16 protein-coding genes and 1 tRNA gene are annotated in these 18,468 nt (G+C 68.0%); 6 read left to right on the top strand and 11 right to left on the bottom strand.

Annotated elements, in window-relative coordinates; genetic code table 11:
- The first annotated feature begins 90 nt into the window (after window positions 1–90).
- A complete protein-coding gene (locus N2M23_RS13995; RefSeq protein WP_265446273.1) occupies window positions 91–1,398 on the top strand; it encodes a glycosyltransferase 87 family protein in 1,308 nt (435 codons plus the stop codon).
- On the opposite strand, the gene N2M23_RS13990 is transcribed toward N2M23_RS13995, so the two are convergent.
- Window positions 1,312–2,364 (bottom strand): serine/threonine-protein kinase, encoded by a 1,053-nt coding sequence (locus N2M23_RS13990; protein WP_265446271.1) that lies wholly within the window; start codon window positions 2,362–2,364, stop codon window positions 1,312–1,314. The genes N2M23_RS13995 and N2M23_RS13990 overlap by 87 nt on opposite strands.
- Window positions 2,365–2,611: 247 nt before the next feature.
- On the opposite strand from N2M23_RS13990, the gene N2M23_RS13985 reads away from it, so the two are divergent.
- Window positions 2,612–3,898 (top strand): cytochrome P450, encoded by a 1,287-nt coding sequence (locus N2M23_RS13985; RefSeq protein ID WP_265446269.1) that lies wholly within the window; start codon window positions 2,612–2,614, stop codon window positions 3,896–3,898.
- Window positions 3,895–5,022 carry a glycosyltransferase family 4 protein gene (locus tag N2M23_RS13980; protein ID WP_265446268.1) on the top strand — a complete coding sequence of 376 codons (1,128 nt, stop codon included), beginning with the start codon at window positions 3,895–3,897 and terminating at the stop codon, window positions 5,020–5,022. Before N2M23_RS13985 ends, N2M23_RS13980 begins: the two co-directional genes overlap by 4 nt.
- A 4-nt stretch (window positions 5,023–5,026) precedes the next feature.
- Here the strand turns inward: N2M23_RS13980 and N2M23_RS13975 are convergent, their stop codons facing one another.
- Together N2M23_RS13975 and N2M23_RS13970 are read right to left on the bottom strand one after the other, a co-directional pair.
- A complete protein-coding gene (locus N2M23_RS13975; protein ID WP_265446267.1) occupies window positions 5,027–5,854 on the bottom strand; it encodes an SDR family NAD(P)-dependent oxidoreductase in 828 nt (275 codons plus the stop codon).
- Complete coding sequence (locus tag N2M23_RS13970) at window positions 5,851–7,353, bottom strand: flavin-containing monooxygenase (RefSeq protein WP_265446265.1); 1,503 nt, start codon at window positions 7,351–7,353, stop codon at window positions 5,851–5,853. The genes N2M23_RS13975 and N2M23_RS13970 overlap by 4 nt, the downstream gene beginning before the upstream one ends.
- Before the next feature lie 66 nt (window positions 7,354–7,419).
- Here N2M23_RS13970 and N2M23_RS13965 point away from each other — a divergent pair, with 66 nt between their 5' ends.
- Window positions 7,420–8,073 (top strand): TetR/AcrR family transcriptional regulator, encoded by a 654-nt coding sequence (locus N2M23_RS13965; RefSeq protein WP_265446264.1) that lies wholly within the window; start codon window positions 7,420–7,422, stop codon window positions 8,071–8,073.
- On the opposite strand, the gene N2M23_RS13960 is transcribed toward N2M23_RS13965, so the two are convergent.
- From N2M23_RS13960 to N2M23_RS13925, 8 genes are all read right to left on the bottom strand, one after another.
- Complete coding sequence (locus N2M23_RS13960; protein ID WP_265446262.1) at window positions 8,049–8,708, bottom strand: ABC transporter ATP-binding protein; 660 nt, start codon at window positions 8,706–8,708, stop codon at window positions 8,049–8,051. The genes N2M23_RS13965 and N2M23_RS13960 overlap by 25 nt on opposite strands.
- Before the next feature lie 5 nt (window positions 8,709–8,713).
- Window positions 8,714–9,613 (bottom strand): ABC transporter ATP-binding protein, encoded by a 900-nt coding sequence (locus N2M23_RS13955; RefSeq protein WP_265446261.1) that lies wholly within the window; start codon window positions 9,611–9,613, stop codon window positions 8,714–8,716.
- Window positions 9,610–12,177, bottom strand: coding sequence for an FtsX-like permease family protein (locus N2M23_RS13950; protein WP_265446260.1), 2,568 nt, complete (start codon window positions 12,175–12,177; stop codon window positions 9,610–9,612). The genes N2M23_RS13955 and N2M23_RS13950 overlap by 4 nt, the downstream gene beginning before the upstream one ends.
- 171 nt (window positions 12,178–12,348) lie before the next feature.
- A tRNA-Val gene (locus tag N2M23_RS13945) sits at window positions 12,349–12,422 on the bottom strand.
- 42 nt (window positions 12,423–12,464) lie between these two features.
- On the bottom strand, window positions 12,465–12,902 hold the full coding sequence (locus N2M23_RS13940) for a TIGR02611 family protein (protein ID WP_265446258.1): 438 nt from the start codon (window positions 12,900–12,902) through the stop codon (window positions 12,465–12,467).
- Between the two features lie 30 nt (window positions 12,903–12,932).
- Window positions 12,933–13,763, bottom strand: coding sequence for an aminotransferase class IV (locus tag N2M23_RS13935; RefSeq protein ID WP_265446257.1), 831 nt, complete (start codon window positions 13,761–13,763; stop codon window positions 12,933–12,935).
- Window positions 13,764–13,796: 33 nt separating this feature from the next.
- Complete coding sequence (locus tag N2M23_RS13930; RefSeq protein ID WP_265446256.1) at window positions 13,797–14,870, bottom strand: chorismate-binding protein; 1,074 nt, start codon at window positions 14,868–14,870, stop codon at window positions 13,797–13,799.
- Between the two features lie 19 nt (window positions 14,871–14,889).
- A complete protein-coding gene (locus N2M23_RS13925) occupies window positions 14,890–15,528 on the bottom strand; it encodes a TetR/AcrR family transcriptional regulator (protein WP_265446255.1) in 639 nt (212 codons plus the stop codon).
- A gap of 96 nt (window positions 15,529–15,624) precedes the next feature.
- Here N2M23_RS13925 and N2M23_RS20770 point away from each other — a divergent pair, with 96 nt between their 5' ends.
- Together N2M23_RS20770 and N2M23_RS13910 are read left to right on the top strand one after the other, a co-directional pair.
- Window positions 15,625–17,721, top strand: coding sequence for an SDR family NAD(P)-dependent oxidoreductase (locus N2M23_RS20770; protein WP_279672265.1), 2,097 nt, complete (start codon window positions 15,625–15,627; stop codon window positions 17,719–17,721).
- Window positions 17,718–18,467: an acetoacetate decarboxylase family protein gene (locus N2M23_RS13910; RefSeq protein WP_265446254.1), complete on the top strand. Its 750-nt coding sequence runs from the start codon at window positions 17,718–17,720 to the stop codon at window positions 18,465–18,467. The genes N2M23_RS20770 and N2M23_RS13910 overlap by 4 nt, the downstream gene beginning before the upstream one ends.
- Window position 18,468: the final 1 nt, after the last annotated feature.

Raw genomic sequence — 18,468 nt, 5'->3', positions numbered from 1 at the left:
GCGTTCTCCTTCGACGGGTGCGGGCAGTATTGCGGGCAGTATTGCGGCCAGGTCAGGCTAGTCGGTCTCCCCCGATTAAGGTTGCCCGGCATGGGGGCACGCATGCAGGCGCGATCACGCGACGCGGGGCAGCTGCGGATGGTGCTGCTGATCGCCGCGCTGTGGTTGGCCAGCCGATGCGCGATGCTGCTCATTCACCGGCGCGAAACCGACATCGACGGGGACATCGGCTATTTCAGCGACGTGCTGCAGCAGCACGACATCGGCTCGATGCTCACCGAATACCCCACCCCGGTGGTCGGGCTGATGTGGCCGATGCACCTGATCGCGGGCGACGACGGCGACCGCTTCCGGCAGCTGTTCGTGGGCACGATGCTGGTCCTCGACCTGCTCTTCACCGCCTACCTGGTGCGCATCGGTGCCCGGTCGCGCGACTACCTCGGCGCCTTCGCCTGGATCGGCTTCGGCCTGTGCCTCGGGCCGTTGGTGATCTTCCGCTTCGACCTGCTGCCCGGCATCTTCGCCGCACTCGCGATCGGGTTGTCGGCCCGCGCACCGGTGCGGGCCGGGATCTGCGCCGCACTCGGGTTCGCCTTCAAACTGTGGCCGATCGTGCTGGTGCCCTTGCTCGCCACCCGCGGCCGCCAACTGCGCCGGTCGTGCGCCGCCGCGGCGCTCACCGTCGTCGTGCTCGTGGACCTCTCACTGGTGATCGCCGGCGCCCAACGCACCCTGTCGCCGCTGACCTGGCAACGCGACCGCGGCCTGCAGGTCGAATCCCTGGTCGCCACCCCGCTGATGCTCGACCGACTCCTGCGCCCGGACCGGTGGCGCATCGACTACGCCCACAACGCGTGGGAGATCAACGGTCCATGGACATCCGCTGCCCAGACGGCGGCCGGCGGCATGATCGGCCTGTCGGTGTGCGTGGTCGCCTTTCTCTGGTGGCGCTGCTTCCGGGTCCGGCACGACCGCCCCGAGCTGACCGCCTGGCTCTGCCTGGCGGTGATCTGCCTGATCATCGTGTCGGACAAGACGTTCAGCCCGCAGTACCTGCTGTGGATCGCGCCGCCGGCAGCGCTGGTGCTGGCCACCTGGCCGCGGGTGCTCGCGCCGCGGGTGTTGATGGGCGCGGTGCTGGTGATCGGGCTGACCACCCAGCAGCTCTACCCGGTGCACTACAACGCGATGATCGCGACACCGCCCTCGGCACTGTCGGTCTGGCTGCTGATCGCCCGCAACGTGATGCTGCTCGCGGTGACCGTCGGTCTGTGCACCTATGTATGGCGGCAGAGCCTGCTGCCGACGCGGTCAGCGCAGGACGAGGGCGACGAGCACAACGATGAAGACCACGACGCCGAGCGCTCCGAAGAGCAGCCAGCGCGCCGGCGTGGGTGAGGGCGCCGCCGCGGGCGTGGGTGTCGGTCCGGCCGGTTGCGGCATCCGCACCGCACGCGGCGGAGCGGTCGAGGACTTCGGCGGCTCCGCCGGCCGAGGCGTCGGTCGCGCGGCCGGAGTAGTGCGGGGCGGGACCATCGCTGCCTTCGCGGCGGCCAGCAACTCACCCGCGGTCGCCGGACGGTCGGCCGGACGCTTCGCCATACCTGAGGCGAGGACGCGGTCCAGTGCGGGCGGCAGGTCGGCGCGGTACCGCCGCAGCGACGGCGGCGGGGTGCGCAGGTGGGCCGCGATGACCGCGGCGGTGTCGGAAGCGGGGAACGGTTTGCTGCCGGTCAGCGCCTGGTAGAGCACGCACGCCAGCGAGTAGACGTCACTGCGGGCGTCGGCACGCGGCAGCTCGCCGAATCGCTCGGGCGCCATGTACGCCGCGCTGCCCACGACTTCGCCCTCCGCGGTCATGTCGCCGTCGCCCGGGGTGGCGGCGATGCCGAAGTCGACCAGGTAGGTGAATCCGCGCGGGTCCACCAGGATGTTCGACGGCTTGACGTCCCGGTGCACCAGGCCCGCGCGATGCGCGGAGTCGAGCGCGTCGGCGATCTGGCTCAGGATGTCGAGCGCTCGGGAGACCTCGAGCTGACCCATCGCGAGCAGTTGGGCAAGGTTGCGACCCTTTACCAACCGCATGTCCAGATAGAGCCGGCCGTCGATCTCGCCGTACCCGTGGATCGGGATGACGTGCGGGTCGGTCAGCCGGGCAACGATCTCCGCCTCGCGCTGGAACCGGGCGCGGTACTCCGCATGGCTGGCGACGTCGAGGTTCATCACCTTCAGCGCGACGTCCCGGCCGAGGCGGGTGTCGGTCGCCCGTGCCACCTGTCCCATGCCGCCACGGCCGATGACCTCACGCAGCTCGTAGTGCCCGAATCGGGCACCGGCCTGCGGCTCGGCGTCCTGCGGACTCACCGGGTCGCACCGCCGAGCGCACACAACTGGAGCTTGAACACGACGCAAAGATTAACCGGAGCGCATCGGCGCCCGCGCGTGCCGTGCACGATGCATCGGTCCCGGTCGGTTACCTTTAAGGGTGAACCGTGTTCGTCGGATCGGGGCCGCGAACGTCATACCGGTGGTGTTGGATGCCGCCGCCGACCATCTCACGAGCCTTCGACCCCGCAGACTGCGCCGCCTCGTTGAGCCAGGAGAGCCACCCATGAACGCCACCGCCACGATCCGTCGATGGGTCGGTCAGCGGCTGTTGTCGACCGCCGCCGGACGCTCGTCAGGCATCTCCGGCCTCGGCGTGCTTCCCAAGAAGCTCACCATGCCGTTGCGCCGTGACGGCCTTGACCCGCTGCCGGCGCTGGCCGACATGCGCGCCAAGGAGCCGGTCCACCGGATGCGCCGGGTGCTCGGCATCAACGTCTGGGTGGTGAGCGGGTATGACGAGGCCAAGTCGGTGCTTGCCGACACCACCAGCTACAGCACCGACATCCGCCCGATGCTCGGCATGGGCACCGATGTCACGATCGGTGGCCTCGGTTTCACCGACCCGCCGGAGCACACCCGGCTGCGCAAGATCCTCACCCCTGAGTTCACCCTGCGGCGACTGCAGCACCTGCGGCCGGTCATCGACCGCATCGTGCAGGAGCGCCTGGACGCGATGGAGGAAGCGGGCGAAGTCGTCGACCTGGTGCAGGAGTTCGCCTTCCCGATCCCGTTCCTGGTGATCTGTGAACTGCTCGGGCTGCCGGTGGAGGATCGCGAGCGGTTCCGCGCACTCGGGCACGCCCGCTTCGACATCGCCGAGGGCGGCGCCGGGGTGTTCGGCGCGATGTCCGAGTCGCGCAAGTTCCTGGAGGAAGCCGTACGACGCCAGCGCGCCGAACCCGGCGACGGCCTGATCGGCCAGATCATCCGCGACCTCGGCGACGAGGTCAGCGACGAGGAGCTCGGCGGCCTCGCCGACGGCGTCTTCACCGGCGGCTACGAGACATCGGCGAGCATGCTGTCGCTGGGCACGCTGGCCCTGCTGCGCGATCCGGCGAACTACGCGCTCGCCGGCCAGGCCGACCGGGTCGACGACGTGGTGGCCGAGCTGCTGCGTTACCTGTCGGTGGTGCAGATCTCGTTCCCCCGTTTCGCCAAGGCAGACCTGGAGCTCTACGGCAAGAAGATCGCCAAGGGAGACGTGGTGATCGTCTCCTTGTCCGGAGCCAACCGGGACCCTGCCCTCGGCGCACACACCGACTCCGTCGACCCGTCCCTTGACCGGCCGTCGCACCTCGGCTTCGGGCACGGCTTCCACCGCTGCGTCGGCGCCGAACTCGCCCGCATGGAGCTGCGGGCGGCGTTCCTCGGCCTGGTCGACCGCTTCCCGCAGCTGCAGCTCGCGGTGCCCGCCGAGAGCCTGCAGTTTCGTGATCTGTCGATCGTCTACGGCGTGGAGTCGCTGCCGGTGCGGCTGCACCCGCGCGACGCCGCGGCAGTCGCAGTATGAGGATCGTCCACGTCGCCGACTCCTTCCCCCCGGATGTCGGGGGCATCGAGCGCCAGGTCGAGATGCTCGCCAAGGCCCAGCGCGCCGACGGGCACGACGTCTCGGTGATCACCGCGGTCAACAAACCGCCCAACGGTGACGTCGACGGGCTCGACGTGCACCGCGGGCTCCGGGTGCGCTGGCTCACCATCGGGCTGCCGTTCCTCAACGCACGGATGGTCGCCAAGGTGCTCGACCGCGAGCCGGTCGACGTGGTGCACGCGCACTTCACCGTCGCCTCCCCCATCGCTGTGTATGTCGCGCGGGCCGCGCACCGGCGCGGCATACCCGTGGCAGTCACCGTGCACTCGGTGTGGTGGAAGGTCGCCGTCGCGCACCGCTTCGTCACCTGGGTGTTCTTCGGACCCGCTCATCTGCGACCGGTCTACTCCGGTGTGAGCAGCATGATCGCCGGGCACATCAAACGCACCTACCCGCGCGAGCGAACCGTCTCGGTGGTGCCCAACCTGGTCGACACCGAGTGGTGGAAGCCGCTCGAGGCACCGCAGCACCAGACTGGTGTGCCGGACTTCCGGATCGTGCTCGTCGGGCGGCTGAAGAAGCGCAAGCAGATCGACGAGTTCATCGAGATCATGTCGCGAGTCAAGGCGAAAGTCGCTGCGGGCACACCGGTTTCGGTGTCGATCGTCGGCGCCGGCCCCAGGCGGGACGAGTTGCAGAAGCAGATCGACGAGCTCGACCTGGGCGACTGGATCACGCTGCTCGGGCACCGCACGCCCGAACAGATCCGCAACCTTCTCCACGAATCAGATCTGTTCATCGCGCCCTCCCGTAAGGAGGCGTTCGGGATCGCCGCCCTGGAGGCACGCAGCGCCGGTGTCCCGGTGCTCGGCTATCGGCACACCGGGCTGGCCGACTTCATCCGCAGCGACGTCGAAGGTTTGCTGGTCACCGACCAGCACGACATGGTCGACACCCTCGCCAAGGTGCTGGTCGACCGGGAGCGGTTGGACCACCTCAAGACCTCGACCCGGGGCCTCGCTCCGTCGGTGACCTTCGCCGATGCGATGGAGGCGACCTACGCGTTCTACCGCCGCGCCCGACAGCAGCTCGGGCGCGGCTGACGATCTAGCGCGAGCCCAGCTTCTTGTACTGCTTGGCGACCAGATCCTGGTAGCGCGCACCGAGCACCTTCGCCACCGTGTGCAGCAGGTGCGCGTCGCCGCCGACCAGCACGCGGGCCTTGCCCGCACGCATCCCGTCGAAGATGACCTCGGCCGCCTTCTCAGGGGTGGTCCGGGCGAGCTTCTTGTCGAACATCCGCGCGGTGCGCTCGCCGTCCTCACCCTCCGCATACCGCGCGTTGCGCGCAATCGCGGTCTTGATGCCGCCGGGGTGCACGACCGTGACACCCACCGGCGCCTTGGCGATCAGCAGCTCCTCGCGCAGCGACTCGCTGAAGCCGCGCACGGCGTATTTCGCTGCGTTGTATGCCGATTGCCCCGGCATACTCAGCAAACCGAAGAGGCTGGAGATGTTGATCAGGTGGCCGTCCCCGGACGCGACCAGATGTGGCAGGAACTCCTTGCTGCCGTGCACCACGCCCCAGAAGTTGATGCCCATGATCCAGTCGAGGTCTTCGTAGGGCAGCTTGTCGAAGGTGCCGGTCAGCGAGACACCGGCGTTGTTGACCACCACGTTGACGGTGCCGAAGTGCTCGGCGACCTGCTTGGCGTAGCCGGCCATTGCCGCCCGGTCGGCGACGTCGACCTTGTCGGTCAGCACCTCCTTCGCGCCGGCGGCCTCGGCGAGGCGGGCGGTTTCGGCCAGCCCTTCGCCGTCGACGTCGCTGATCGCGAGGCGCGCACCCTCGCGGGCTGCTTGCAGCGCGAGTGCCCGACCGATGCCGGACCCGGCACCGGTGATGACGACGACCTTGTCCTTCAACGACTTCATGCCGAAACCAACTCTCGTTCAGACGTTTTCGCAGTAGAGCGGGTGAGGAAACGCACGCCGTCGGTCAGCGAACCGTGGCGCAGCTTCATCAGGTCATAGGGGTAGTTCTGCCGCAGCTTCCACGGCCATCCTTCACCCTGCAGCGGCAACAGGTGCACGCTGCGGGTGACGTAACCGGACTGCAGGTCGATCAGCGGCTCGGACTTCCAGCCCGCGGCGTCGGCCGGCACCTGCGGGACGAACGCGGCGTAGCCGTGCTTGTCGAGGTGGCGAAGCAGCCGGCTCACATACTCCGCGACCAGGTCGGCCTTCAGTGTCCACGAGGCGTTCGTGTAGCCGATCGTCATCACGAAGTTCGGGACGCCGCTGAGTGCCATTCCCTTGTAGACGTAGTGCATCGGCGCCTCGACCTCCTTGCCGTCAACGCTGAGGCCGGCGCCGCCGAGCAGCTGCAGGTTGAGCCCGGTCGCGGTGACGATCACGTCTGCGGGCAGGTGCTTCCCGGACTTCAGCACGATGCCGGTCTCGTCGAAGCGGTCGATGTGGTCGGTGACGACATCGGCCTTGCCGCGCTTGATCGCCTTGAAGAGGTCGCCACCGGGCACCGCGCACAACCGCTGGTCCCACGGGTCATAACTGGGCCGGAAGTGCGTGCGGTAGTCGAACTCGCTGTTCTTGAAGAAGCGAGCGACTCCCTGGTCGAGCAGCGCTCGCATCCGCTGCGGCTGGCGCCGGCTGAACTCGTAGATGCCGACGCCGCGGGCAACGTTCTTCCAGCGCAGGATCGGGTAGGCGATGCGCGTGGGAACATTGCGCCGCTGCAGCCGGTCGCCAATCGAGTCGACCGATGGGACCGCCGCGACATACGTCGGCGACCGCTGCAGCATGGTGACCAGCTCGGCGTCCTTGGTCAGTTGCGGCACCAGCGTGACCGCGGTGGCTCCGCTGCCGATGACCACGACCTTCTTGCCGCTGACGTCGAGGTCCTCCGGCCAATGCTGCGGGTGCACGATGCGGCCACCGAAGTCATCGCGGCCCGCGAACTGCGGGGTGTAGCCCTCGTCGTAGTTGTAGTAACCGGTGCACATGTAGAGCAGGCCGCAGGTGACGGTCTGTTCGCCGTCCGGCGTCCGCAGCCGCAGCGTCCATTGCTGATCACCCGAGGACCAGTCGGCCGAGAGCAGTTGCTGCTCGTAGCGGATCAGCTGGTCGACGCCGTACTCACGCGCAGTGTCGACGATGTACTGCCGAATGGAGGGGCCGTCGGCGAGTGACTTGGTGTCGGTCCACGGCCGGAAGCGGTAACCGAGGGTGTACATGTCGGAGTCGGATCGCACCCCGGGATAACGGAACAGGTCCCACGTGCCACCCATCCGCTCGCGGCGCTCCAGGATCAGCAGGGACTTGTCGGGGTGGTCGCGCCGCAGCGTGCTCGCGGCGCCGATGCCGGACAAGCCGGCACCGACGATCACAACGTCGAAGTGCTCCGGGTTCGTCATACCATCACGCTATCGACACTGTGTTGAGTCAGTCAACAGTGTGTCGATAACTGCTATGTTCAACGTATGGCGAAACGGTCCTCCGGCACCCCGGCCACGGCGGCGCGCGGTCGGCGCTCTCCACGGATGAGCGGCGACGAGCGCGAGGCGGCGATCCTCGCAACCACCGAAAAACTCCTGGAGTCAGTGCCGTTCACCGATATCTCGATCGATGACCTGGCAAGCGGCGCCGGCATCTCGCGCCCGACGTTCTACTTCTACTTCGGGTCCAAGGACGACGTGCTGCTCGCGCTGCTGGATCGGCTGGTGCAGCGCAGCGAAGAAGCCATTGCCGGGCTGGAGCCGTCGGAGGATGCGGTCCGGCAAGGCTGGCAGGATGTGCTCGGGGTCTACCTCGACACCTTCACCGCGCAACGCGGTGTCGCGCTGGCGTGCGCGGACGCCAGGTTCCGCAACGACCGGGTGCGTGAGGGCTGGGATCGTGCGGCCACTCTCTGGGTCGACAACACCACCGCCGGCATCGAGGCGGAGCGGGCGCGCGGAGCTGCCCCAGCGGGGCGGCCGGCCCGCGAGATCGCGATCGCGCTCAACGCGATGAACGAGCGGGCGATCTACGGCACACTCACCGGCGCCGAGCCGTCGCTCCCCCGCGACGCGGTGCTCGACGTGCTCGTCGACATCTGGATGGCAGCGATCTACACCACGCCGCCGAAGCTGTGAGCCTTCCGCTGGTCGGCGAGTGCGCTGAGATCGACGTGCTGGTCGGCGATCTCACCGAGCTCGGCGTCGTTGCTGGTCATCAGCACGATGTCGCCGCCGCGCGCCCGTGCACGCAATAGGTCGATCATCCGGGTGCGGTTGACCTTGTCGAGCGCGCTGGTCGGTTCGTCGGCGAGCACGAGGCGGCCGGGCACTGCGAGGGCGCGGGCTATCGCCACCCGCTGCTGCTGCCCGCCGGACAGTTCGTCGATCAGATGGTCGGTCAGATCGCCGAGCCCGACGGCCTCGAGCTGGGCGGTCGCGGCCGCCTCAGCGTCGCCACCTGAGAGGCCATGGGCGAGCGCGGGCACGATGACGTTCTCCCGGGCGGTCATCGACGCCGCGAGTCCGAATCCCTGTGTGATCACCGGGGTTTCGCGACCTCGCGTGGTTGAGTCGACCGGTTCGTCATCGAGCACGACGCGTCCGGTGTCCGGTTTGACCCGGCCGGCGGCCAGCTGGATCAGCAGCGTCTTGCCACTACCGGACTCGCCGGTCACCACGGCCAGCTGCCCTTGGTCGAGCGCGAGCCCGAAGCCGTCCAGCACGCGTTCCCCGTCGGCCGAGGTGAAGCCGACATTCTCAAACCGCAGCATCAGCCTTAGTCCCCTTCCTGCCACAGAACCACGGTCCACCCGGCCGCCGGGTCGGCCTCGTCGACCGGGTCGACCCGCACGAGAGTGCCGGGCGGCAGTTGCTCCAGCACGTGCGGAGGCAACGGCAACGAGCCGTCCGGACCGATGACGGCGAGCTCGACCCCGCCGCGCCCCTCCGAGCCGACGCGACCGTCGCGAATCGTGAGGGTGCGCCCCATCCGCGACGCGAGCGCCTCGTCGTGCGTCACGACGACGACCGTCGTCCCGAGGTTGTCGTTGACCCGGTGCAGTGCGTCGACCACGAGCTCGGTGTCATGGGAGGGCAGGGCACTGGTCGGCTCGTCGGCGAGCACCAGCCCTGGTGCCGGTGCGATTGCCGCGGCGAGCGCCACCAATTGGCGGGTCGCTGCACTGACCCGGTCCACCGGTCGCTGCATGTCGTCTGCGTCGACACCGACCAGCTCGAGCACCTCCGTCGGGTCCGGCAGATCGGTCCGACCGGACCTTCGTGCGGCGAGTTGGGCATACTCGACGTTCTGGCGAACATTCAAGAACGGCAACAGGTTTCGTGATGCACCCTGCATTACGAGTCCCACTTGCTGGCCGCGCAACGCGTCGACCTCGCCGTCGCTCAGGCGAGTCAGGTCGTCCGCACCGACGAAGACGTGCCCGGCGCTCGGACGGACCAGCCCCGCCAGGATCGACAACAGGGTGGACTTGCCGGCACCGGATGGCCCGAGCAGCGCGAGCATGCCGCCGGACGGCACGGTGAGGTCGACACCGGACAGCGCTGCGACATCGTGACCGTCGGCCCGGTAGATGTGCACCAGACCGGTGACCCGGACCGGGAGCCCGCGCTCGGCTGCCACGCCTGCGGCAAGGGATGCCTCGTCATACATGGTCATGCGCCGGCTGCTCCCTCACGGCGGGACACCAACAGACCGGCAATCAGTCCGGCCAGCCCGAGTGCCACGAGCAACGCGACCACGACACCGACCGACACCGCCCAGTCGACACTGGTCTGGGTCACCGGGAAGTCGGGCGGCTCAGCGAACCACGGGATCAGCGGCCCGGCGATGTGCGTGCCGATGATCCCTGCAATCGCACCGAGTGCGACGCCGCTCACGGTGAGCACCACCTGCTCCAGGATCGTCGCACCACGCAGGGTCTTCTGCGGCACGCCCGCCTCACGCAGGGCGCGCAGGTCGGCCCGCCGCTCGCGCGACGAAGCGGCGAGAACCGCGACCAGAGCGAGCACCCCGATCAGCGTCGAAATGAGCGCCACGAAGAGCCCGAGCTGCAAACCCCACCCCGACGCGGACTGGTCGTAGATGCGCCGCTGTTGGGCCGCGGTCCGCACGTCGATCTGGTCGTAACCGACCGCCTTGAGTGCCTGGGTCATTCGGCCAAGCTGCGCCGGGTCATCGGTGGTCGCCAGCACCGAAGTGGTCACGTTGTCGGTCCGGTCGCCACCCTGCATGAGTCGAGTGAGGTCGGTGACGAAGCCATGTTGCTGTGCCTCAGGCAGGAACGGCACGGTGGCGACCGTGCGATAGGTGCCGTCGGTAAATCCGAGACTCGGAGCGGTGAATTCGTTGCTGTTGCTCGGTGTCGACCACCCGGCGACGATCGCCGGCGCGGCCGCGCCGGCCTGAGATTTCAGCTTGTCCCAGGGCACCGGGTCTTGCCCGCCAGTGGCGGCAATGCGCGCCATGTCGTCCGGAATGACGCCCATCGTGAGCGGCCCGTCCGGCGACGGGGAGCGCACCTCGACGACCGGGGTGAAGGTGCGGTGCGAAGGGTCGACCTCGCTCACCGCCTTCAGCACGGAGGCGGTTGGCGGCAGGATCGACGTGCTGTTTGCATCGATCCGCGAGACCGCACCGGTCTCGACCGCCGCCCGGTCACCGTGGTTGGCCGAGGACCGAGCCACGACGTCGGCGGTGAAGACAGTCATGGCGCAGGCCACCACCAACGCGACCAGCACGAGTCGGGTCGCGGGCCGACGCCCGAGTTGAGCCGCGGTAAGCGCGCTGCGGGTGCCGCCGCGACGCAGACTGCGATTGATCCACCGACTCGCCAGCACCGGCAGCACTGCGGCGATGACGACCGCGAAGACGATCGCCACGAACAACGGGGACAGTAGCGCGACCACCCCGCTGAGGCTTTTTGTCGCGACCAGGACCGCGAGCACCAGTGCCAGCAGTGCAGCGACCAGCTCGAACGGGCGCAACCGCAGCCCGGAGACCCGCGCGGGAACCGCGCGCATCAGCTCGGTGACCGGAGACCGCAGCGCCGGACGGAGCGACAGCAATACCTCGACCGCGACGAGGAGCAGTCCGGCGCCGGCCGCCGCGAACGCCCAGCCCGACCAGCCGCCGGGCGTGCCCGACGGCAGCCACAGCGCGCGCACCAGCCAGTCCGCGGCATACGCCAGCACCACGCCGGCTACCGCACCGACAATCACCGGCAGCGCGAGCTCTGCGATGACGCCCCGGCGCGCGCCGTCCACCTGCTGGCCGCGAATCCGGGCCAGCGCCAGCTCAGGACGACGCCGGTCGACATACGACCGCAGCACCAACCACAGCATGATCGCCAACAGGATCAGCAACTGCACCATCATCAGCGGGACGATCACGCCGACCTGGTCCAGGTCGTGATGCACCTGCGAGTTGACCTGGGTGATCGGCTCGAACACGGTGGCGTTCAGCTTCCCACTGCCCGCCAACGCGTTGAGCTGGGCGATGCCGGTGACCGCCTGTCGCAGCGACGTCGGGGTCATCTTGCTCGGGTCGAGCATGACCGCGAGCCGACTCTCGGAGGTGGCCGGCGAGTTCACGTCTCGCGGGAAGGTCGCACCCGCGGTGAACGCATACACCGTCGGCACCGGCACACCGTCTCGCCCGGAGATCCGCTGCACCGAGTGCACGTTCTGCCCCGCCCAGTAACCGCCGGTGTCCGGCTGCTGGAAGAGGCCGACCAGCGTGACGTCGGCGCCGTTCGGACCTGGTGCCGCGACCCGGGCACCGACCCGAGTGTTGAGGTATCGGGCCGCCTCCGGCGACAGGATCACCTCGCCAGCTTTGCTGGGGCAACGGCCCTGGGTGAGTCGCAGATGCTGGCACGATCCGACCATCGCCGAGAGGATCACGTTGGTGCCGTTCCTGGCGCTGGTTTCGACGCGTTCCTCCTGCACCGGGGCCGGACCAAGGCGTTGCAAAGCGGCGGGAAGCGCGTCCTGCAGTTGCTGCGGTGTCGGGCGCCCAGCTGCGGGCAGGAGCCCGCTGCTCAACTGGATCTGCCGGCCGGCGGGTGGCAAGGCCGAGACCCGTGCAGTCACCATCGCCCGCTCGAGCGACCGCACGAGCAATGGGGTCACCGCGCAACTGGTGACCAACAGCATCACCACGAAGCCGACCACGATGTTCTGCGTCCGCCGCGAACGCCGCGCCAGACTCCCGAACCGCAACTACCCCACCCCTTCGCTTCAGGTTGGCGGCACCACCACCCCCCCGGGACACCGCTTTGCGACGCTATCGATCCTCTGGTAGAGGTCGGCGCATTGCTCCGGCACCGTGACCGAATCGTTGCCGGGGTATGACGAAGGCCGCACCGAAACGGTGCGGCCTTCGTAGTCCGGTGGATGTGAAGGGACTCGAACCCCTGGCCTCTCGCGTGTGAAGCGAACGCTCTAACCAACTGAGCTACACATCCGTGCTGCGGGAGCCAACCTTAGCCGACCGCAGGGATGGGCACCTAATCGAGTCCGGGCAGGTAGGCGAGCAGGTCCTTCACCTGCTGCGGGAAGAAGCCGGGGACACCGCTGACCAGGAAAACCAACCAGAAACAGGCCGCGACGAGCAGCGCGATGCCGAGCCCGACCAGCCCGCGGACCAACCAGTTCTGCCGTCCCATCCACTGGGTCCACAGCTGCACCTTCTCCTTGGCGAAGCGCAACAGCGAACGGGCCCAGTCGAATTCGGTCGCCCACACGCCAATGCCGACGAAGATGATGACCCAGCCCGGGCCGGGCAACGGAAGCAGGACGATGCCGACCACCACGATGATCAGACCGAGCACGCCGACGCCGACGCGGTAGATCAGGTGCGTGGTGGGGTTGGCCCGGATGCGGGCCCGCCACGCGAAACGGTCCTCGACCGTGTCTTTTTCGCGCTCCTCGGTATGGTCTGGCACTGCCTCGAAAGCCTCTCCGGTCTCTACGCGTCAGTCGCGTCCCTCGGCGGACGCCTTCGCGAAGGCCGCCGCTGCCTTGACCGTCAACGGACCGGGTGCGTCGAGAGTTCGATCGCCCACGGCGTGCACCGCCTGGATGTCGCGGGTGGACGAGGTGATGAAGACCTCGTCGGCGGTATCGAGCACCGAGAGCGGCAGCGTCTCCTCCCGGATCGGCAGCCCGGCATCGGCGGACCACTCGAGCACAAGCGCCCGGGTGATGCCGGCCAGAGCACCGGACTCCAGTGGGGGCGTGAGGATTTCGCCGTCTACGACGACGAAGATGTTTGAGCCGGTGCCCTCGCACAGCTCGTCGCGGTTGTTGCCGAAAATCGCCTCGGTGCCGCCCTCCGACTTCGCCTTCGCCAGCGCGACGACGTTCTCGGCGTACGACGTGGTCTTCAGCCCGGCAACTGCGCTGCGCTCGTTGCGGGTCCACGGAACGACGACGATCTTGGTCGTCGCGGCGGCGCGAGGGACGGGCATCGCCGAGACGACATATGTCATCGGGACGTCGTTGCGATCCGAGCCGAGCGGCCCGATGCCGCCGGTGACGGTGTAGCGCAGCCGGCCGAAATCGAGCGGTTCGGCAAGCACGGCGTCGATCCCCTCGGCAAGCCGGTCACGATCGGCGGACGGGAGGCCCAGCCCGTGCAACGAGCGGTCGAGCCGGTCATGGTGCCGACCCAGCGCGAACACTTGACCGTCCACGACCTTGCAGGTCTCGAACACGCCGTCGCCGACCGTGACCCCATGATCGAGCGCGCTCACACTCGGCTTGGCGTCGACGCGCTCTCCGTCGACCCACACTCGGACGTCCATCTCACCCTCCACACTCACACTCCGCAGGAAACCTCATCCTCGCATTTCGACCGCCCGTGCATCGATGGCCTGCTCGGCGAGCCGCAACAGTCGCCCGGCCTTCAGTTGGGTCTCGGCCCACTCCCCCTGCGGGTCGGAGGCCCAGGTAATGCCCGCGCCCGTGCCGAGGTGCAACCGCCGCCGCCCCGCCCCGCCATCAGCCCAGAACGTGCGTATGCCGACCGCGAGCCGCGCCGTGCGCGAGGCGTTGTCGACATACCCGATGGCACCGCAATAGGGCCCGCGTGGGATTGGTTCGAGATCCCGAATGGCCTGCAGCGCAGTCGATTTCGGCGCACCGGACACCGATCCGGGCGGGAAGCCGATCTCGAGGATCCGCGGCCAGGTCGTGCCGGGCCGAAGTCGACCGGCAACGTTCGACACCAGGTGCACGCTGCCCGGGTAGTGCTCCGGGTGACACAGTTGCAGCACCGTCACGGTGCCGGGCAGACACACTGTCGACAGGTCGTTGCGCACCAGATCGGTGATCATCACGTTCTCGGTGAAGTCCTTCGGCAACATCGCGTCCAGGGACGTCGCCGTGCCCTTGATCGGCCCGGAGCGTATGACGTCGCCGGCACGCTCCAGGTAGAGCTCCGGCGACGCGCACGCGATGTCCAGGCCGGCGCTCGGCAGGCTGATCCGTGCGGAGAAGCGGGTGCGATGGTGCCGACTGAGCAGGTCGGCCAACCGGTCGAGCGAGGCGTCGTCACCGATCGGACGGGACAGCACGCGGCAGAGATTGACCTGGTACACCTCACCGGCGGCGATGCGGTCTCTGATTGCTACCACGCCGGCCTGGTAGGCGACCTCGTCGAGCGAGCTTTCCCAGCCCGGCTCCTCGACGCTGACGGTCTTTGCGACCGTTGACGGCGCGATCTCACCGTCAGCGGTCGGAAGGAGCGTCAGGGTCGTGGGCGCAATGCGCTCCATCCGCACGAACGTCGGCGTACCGGCGAACGGGATGACGACAACCCAGAATCCCGGTTCGTCGAGGCACTCCGCGTCGTGCCGGACCTCGAGCACGCCCTGCGCCGACAACTCTGCGAATCGGGCGGTTTCGAGCACCGCACCACTTTACGGCGGATCAGCCGGTGAGCCGCGCGAGCACTTGGCGCATCGCGTCGACCACGCGCTTTGGTGGGTAGGTCTTCGGATCCCCCAGCACCCGTCGCGCACCGTCGAGCATCAACGAGACCAAGGACTGGGCGATGAGTTCATGGTCGATGTCCTTGCCCGGGATCCCTTTGCGCAGAACGGCACTCAGCGTCACCGCCATCTCGGCGTTCCATGCTTCGAGTCGCTCCTCGGCAGGGCCTGGGTTGCCGCCCGGGGGCAGCAGGAAGGCCTTCCAGCGGATCGGCTCGGCCGCCATCTCCTCGAAGAGTCGTTGCGTGGCATCCAGCCACACCTGCGGATCGGTCGAGTCGAGCGGGACGATCTGCGCGATCCGGCCGCGGGCGTACTCCTCCTCACGATCCAGCAACTCCCAAAGGATGTCGTCGGCATCGTCGAAGATCCGGTAGATCACGCTGCGCGAGATATCCGCCACCTTGGACACTGCGTCGATCGTCACGCCGCCAATGCCCCGCTCGGCGATGATCTGCAAGGTCACGTCGAGTAATTGGGTGCGGCGCTCGTCGATCGGCATGCGCGCCGCGTAGGGACGGCGCACCCGCCCCTTCTTGCCGGACGCGCCGCGATCCGACTGCTCGACTGTCGCCATGGCCAGACCCTAACCGGCCAACCGGGTCTTGATTAAGACACTTGTGTCTTTTAGGGTTTGTTTTAGACAACAGTGTCTTAAACGATGAGGCGGACCATGATCGATGACCGCAGTGACCGGGTATGCGTGATCGGTGCCGGCTACGCCGGCAACGGGCTGGCGGCCGCGCTGAAGCGCGCCGGTGTGGCCTACGACCAGGTGGAGGCAACCGGCCGCATCGGCGGCAACTGGTCGCATGGCGTCTACGACTCGACGCATCTGATCAGTTCCAAGCGCTCCACCCAATATCCCGAGTGGCCGATGCCGCGCGACTATCCGACGTTCCCGAGTGCGGCGCAGATGCTGGCGTATCTCGAGTCATACGTGGACCACTTCGGACTGCGAGAGCACCTCGAGCTGAACGCCGAGGTCATCGATGTGCGACCGGTCGACGCGCGCGGACTGGACGGCTGGCATGTCGAATTCGCCGACGGCTCGGTCCGGCACTACCGCGCGGTGGCAGTCGCCAACGGGCACTACTTCGAACGTAATCTGCCGCAGTATCCGGGCGAGTTCACCGGGAAGCAGCTGCACTCCAAGGACTACAAGCGGCCGGCCGACTACGGAGACGGTGGACGGGTGCTCGTGGTCGGTGGCGGCAACTCGGCCAGTGATCTCGCCGTCGAGGCATCGGCGACCTTCGGCAGCTGCGACATCTCGCTGCGTCGCGGCTACTGGTTCATCCCCAAGACGTTCTTCGGGATCCCGGCGTCGGAGTTCGACCAGGTCTGGGTTCCGTTGTCGGTCAATCGGATTGCGGCCAAGTGGTTGCTGCGCACGTCGTATGGCGACTACCGCCGCTACGGGTTGCAGCAGCCGGACCACAAACTCTTCACCAAGGACGTCACCGTCAACTCCTCGCTAATGTATGCGCTGCAACACGGCAAGGTGAAACCACGCCCGGAAGTGGACCGATTCGATGGCAACACAGTGCATTTCGTCGACGGATCCAGCAGCGACTACGACACCGTTGTGTGGGCTACCGGGTTCCGCACCCGGTTTCCGCTGCTCAACGAGGACATCTTCGTGTGGGAGGACGGTCAGCCACTGCTGATCGAGCATGTCCTGGTCCCCCGCTACGCCAACCTCTACGTGTGGGGTTTGGTCGCCCCCAGATCGGGCGCTGGCAAGATCATCTCTCACGGCGCCGCGTGCATCACCGAAGCGATTCAGGCGCAGCCTCGCTACACCGAGCCGTTGTCCGACCTCGCCGCGCGCTACCTCGGCGCTCGATCCAGCATCCTCGCCGGCTCAGCCGAGATTCTCGGTCGGATTCGCTTGCTACGCACGGGACTTCGAGCCCTTCCGCTGATCGCTGGAGAGTCAAGACGGCCACGCCGGAAGGTTGCCGCATCCGGCATACCGGGCCCGTCGCCGGCGGCACGGGCCGTTGTCACCGGCGCGTCATCGGGCATCGGCGAGGCATTGGCGACATCACTGGCCAAGCGAGGACACTCGCTCGTGCTCATCGCCCGGCGCGAGGATCGACTCCGCACCCTGGCAGACCACCTGGCCACTCGACACGGCGTCACCGTTGAAGTGATGGCCGCCGACCTGGCCGACGCCGAGGACCGCGGCAAGGTGATCGACAACCTCCGGTCGGTCGACATCAGCGTGCTGTGTCTGAACGCCGGATTCGCCACGTACGGCTCGCTTTCCGACCTGGACGCGGATCGCGAGCGCGAGCAGGTGCAGGTCAATGTGGTTGCGGTTCACGATCTGGTGGTGGCCCTCCTGCCGCAGCTGGTGGAGCGGGGCGCGGGCGCCGTGCTGATCACCGGATCGACAGCCGGCAACCAGCCGAGCCCGTGCAACACGACCTACGCGGCGACCAAGGCGTTCGCCAACACGCTCGCCGAGTCCTTGCACGGCGAGCTCGCCGGCACCGGCGTCACCTCGACCCTGCTGGCCCCCGGACCGGTGCGCACCGAGTTCGCTGAGGTGTCCGGGCTGGGGCGCATCGAGAAGCTGCTGCCGTCATTCGCCTGGGTGGACGCAGAGCAGGCGGCCGAGGCGGCAGTCGAGGGTATGGCGCAGCGCCGACGGCGAGTCGTACCCGGTGTCATGGCGAAGGTGCAGGACGTGAGCGGCTCGCACGCACCGCGGTCGGTGCTCAACCCGATGCTGCGCCGTGTCTACGGGAGCATGCGATGAGCGCGGTCACCACCACTCGGGAGCGAGTGCGCGCTCTGCTCAGGATCGCTCCGCTGCGCGGGAAGCTCTACCGCGACGCGCACTATCTCGCCGCGACCGTCAAGGTCGACCCGGTGAAGATGCAGCCCTGGCTGCCACCTGGCATCAGACTCGCGGAGCCGGCGCGCGCGGACCTGTTCTGCGCCTGGTTCCCGGAGTGCACCTATGGGTCGGTTTATCACGAGGCGGGCCTGTTCGTGCACATCAAAACATTGCGCGGCACCGGGATTCACTGCCCGTGGATGATCCTCGACGACGACGTCCCCCTCATCCTCGGCCGCGAACTCCTGGGCTATCCCAAGAAGCTGGGTGAGATTGACTGGTCGATCGAGGGGGACCGCATCGAGTCCCATGCGCGACGCCGCGGCGCGCCGTTGCTGGACCTGGTCGGAACCCTCGGCGAGGAAATCGCCGACGCTCCTCCGTTCCTCGGTCGGCCGCACCGCAACGTCTCCGGACTGATAGGCGCGGCGCTGCCCCGTGTGCTCGCCTTCACCCCTGGTGAACACCCGATTTCCACCCGGCGAGTCGACCTCGATCTGAAAGTTCAAGGTTCCGACCGTGATCCGCTGCACCTGATGGGCCTCGGCGATTTGGTCGACGCACGGTTGCACCGCGTCGACCTGACTGCCGGCAGCCCGCCGATCCCTGTCCGACCGCTCAGTCCGCTGTTTCCCGCCCTTCACCTGACCCCGAGAGTGCTCTGAA

Origin of the sequence: Flexivirga meconopsidis (assembly GCF_026162425.1) — a bacterium.
GTDB lineage: Bacteria > Actinomycetota > Actinomycetes > Actinomycetales > Dermatophilaceae > Flexivirga > Flexivirga meconopsidis.
This window is presented reverse-complemented; position numbering and strand designations above follow the sequence as displayed.

Coding starts and splice junctions, on each gene's coding strand:
- N2M23_RS13970 (WP_265446265.1), bottom strand. CDS start 7,353: ATGACGAACCCGGAGCACTTCGACGTTGTGATCGTCGGTGCCGGCTTG.
- N2M23_RS13965 (WP_265446264.1), top strand. CDS start 7,420: ATGGCGAAACGGTCCTCCGGCACCCCGGCCACGGCGGCGCGCGGTCGG.
- N2M23_RS13995 (WP_265446273.1), top strand. CDS start 91: ATGGGGGCACGCATGCAGGCGCGATCACGCGACGCGGGGCAGCTGCGG.
- N2M23_RS13985 (WP_265446269.1), top strand. CDS start 2,612: ATGAACGCCACCGCCACGATCCGTCGATGGGTCGGTCAGCGGCTGTTG.
- N2M23_RS13925 (WP_265446255.1), bottom strand. CDS start 15,528: ATGGCGACAGTCGAGCAGTCGGATCGCGGCGCGTCCGGCAAGAAGGGG.
- N2M23_RS13910 (WP_265446254.1), top strand. CDS start 17,718: ATGAGCGCGGTCACCACCACTCGGGAGCGAGTGCGCGCTCTGCTCAGG.
- N2M23_RS13935 (WP_265446257.1), bottom strand. CDS start 13,763: ATGGACGTCCGAGTGTGGGTCGACGGAGAGCGCGTCGACGCCAAGCCG.
- N2M23_RS13960 (WP_265446262.1), bottom strand. CDS start 8,708: ATGCTGCGGTTTGAGAATGTCGGCTTCACCTCGGCCGACGGGGAACGC.
- N2M23_RS13975 (WP_265446267.1), bottom strand. CDS start 5,854: ATGAAGTCGTTGAAGGACAAGGTCGTCGTCATCACCGGTGCCGGGTCC.
- N2M23_RS13955 (WP_265446261.1), bottom strand. CDS start 9,613: ATGACCATGTATGACGAGGCATCCCTTGCCGCAGGCGTGGCAGCCGAG.
- N2M23_RS20770 (WP_279672265.1), top strand. CDS start 15,625: ATGATCGATGACCGCAGTGACCGGGTATGCGTGATCGGTGCCGGCTAC.
- N2M23_RS13980 (WP_265446268.1), top strand. CDS start 3,895: ATGAGGATCGTCCACGTCGCCGACTCCTTCCCCCCGGATGTCGGGGGC.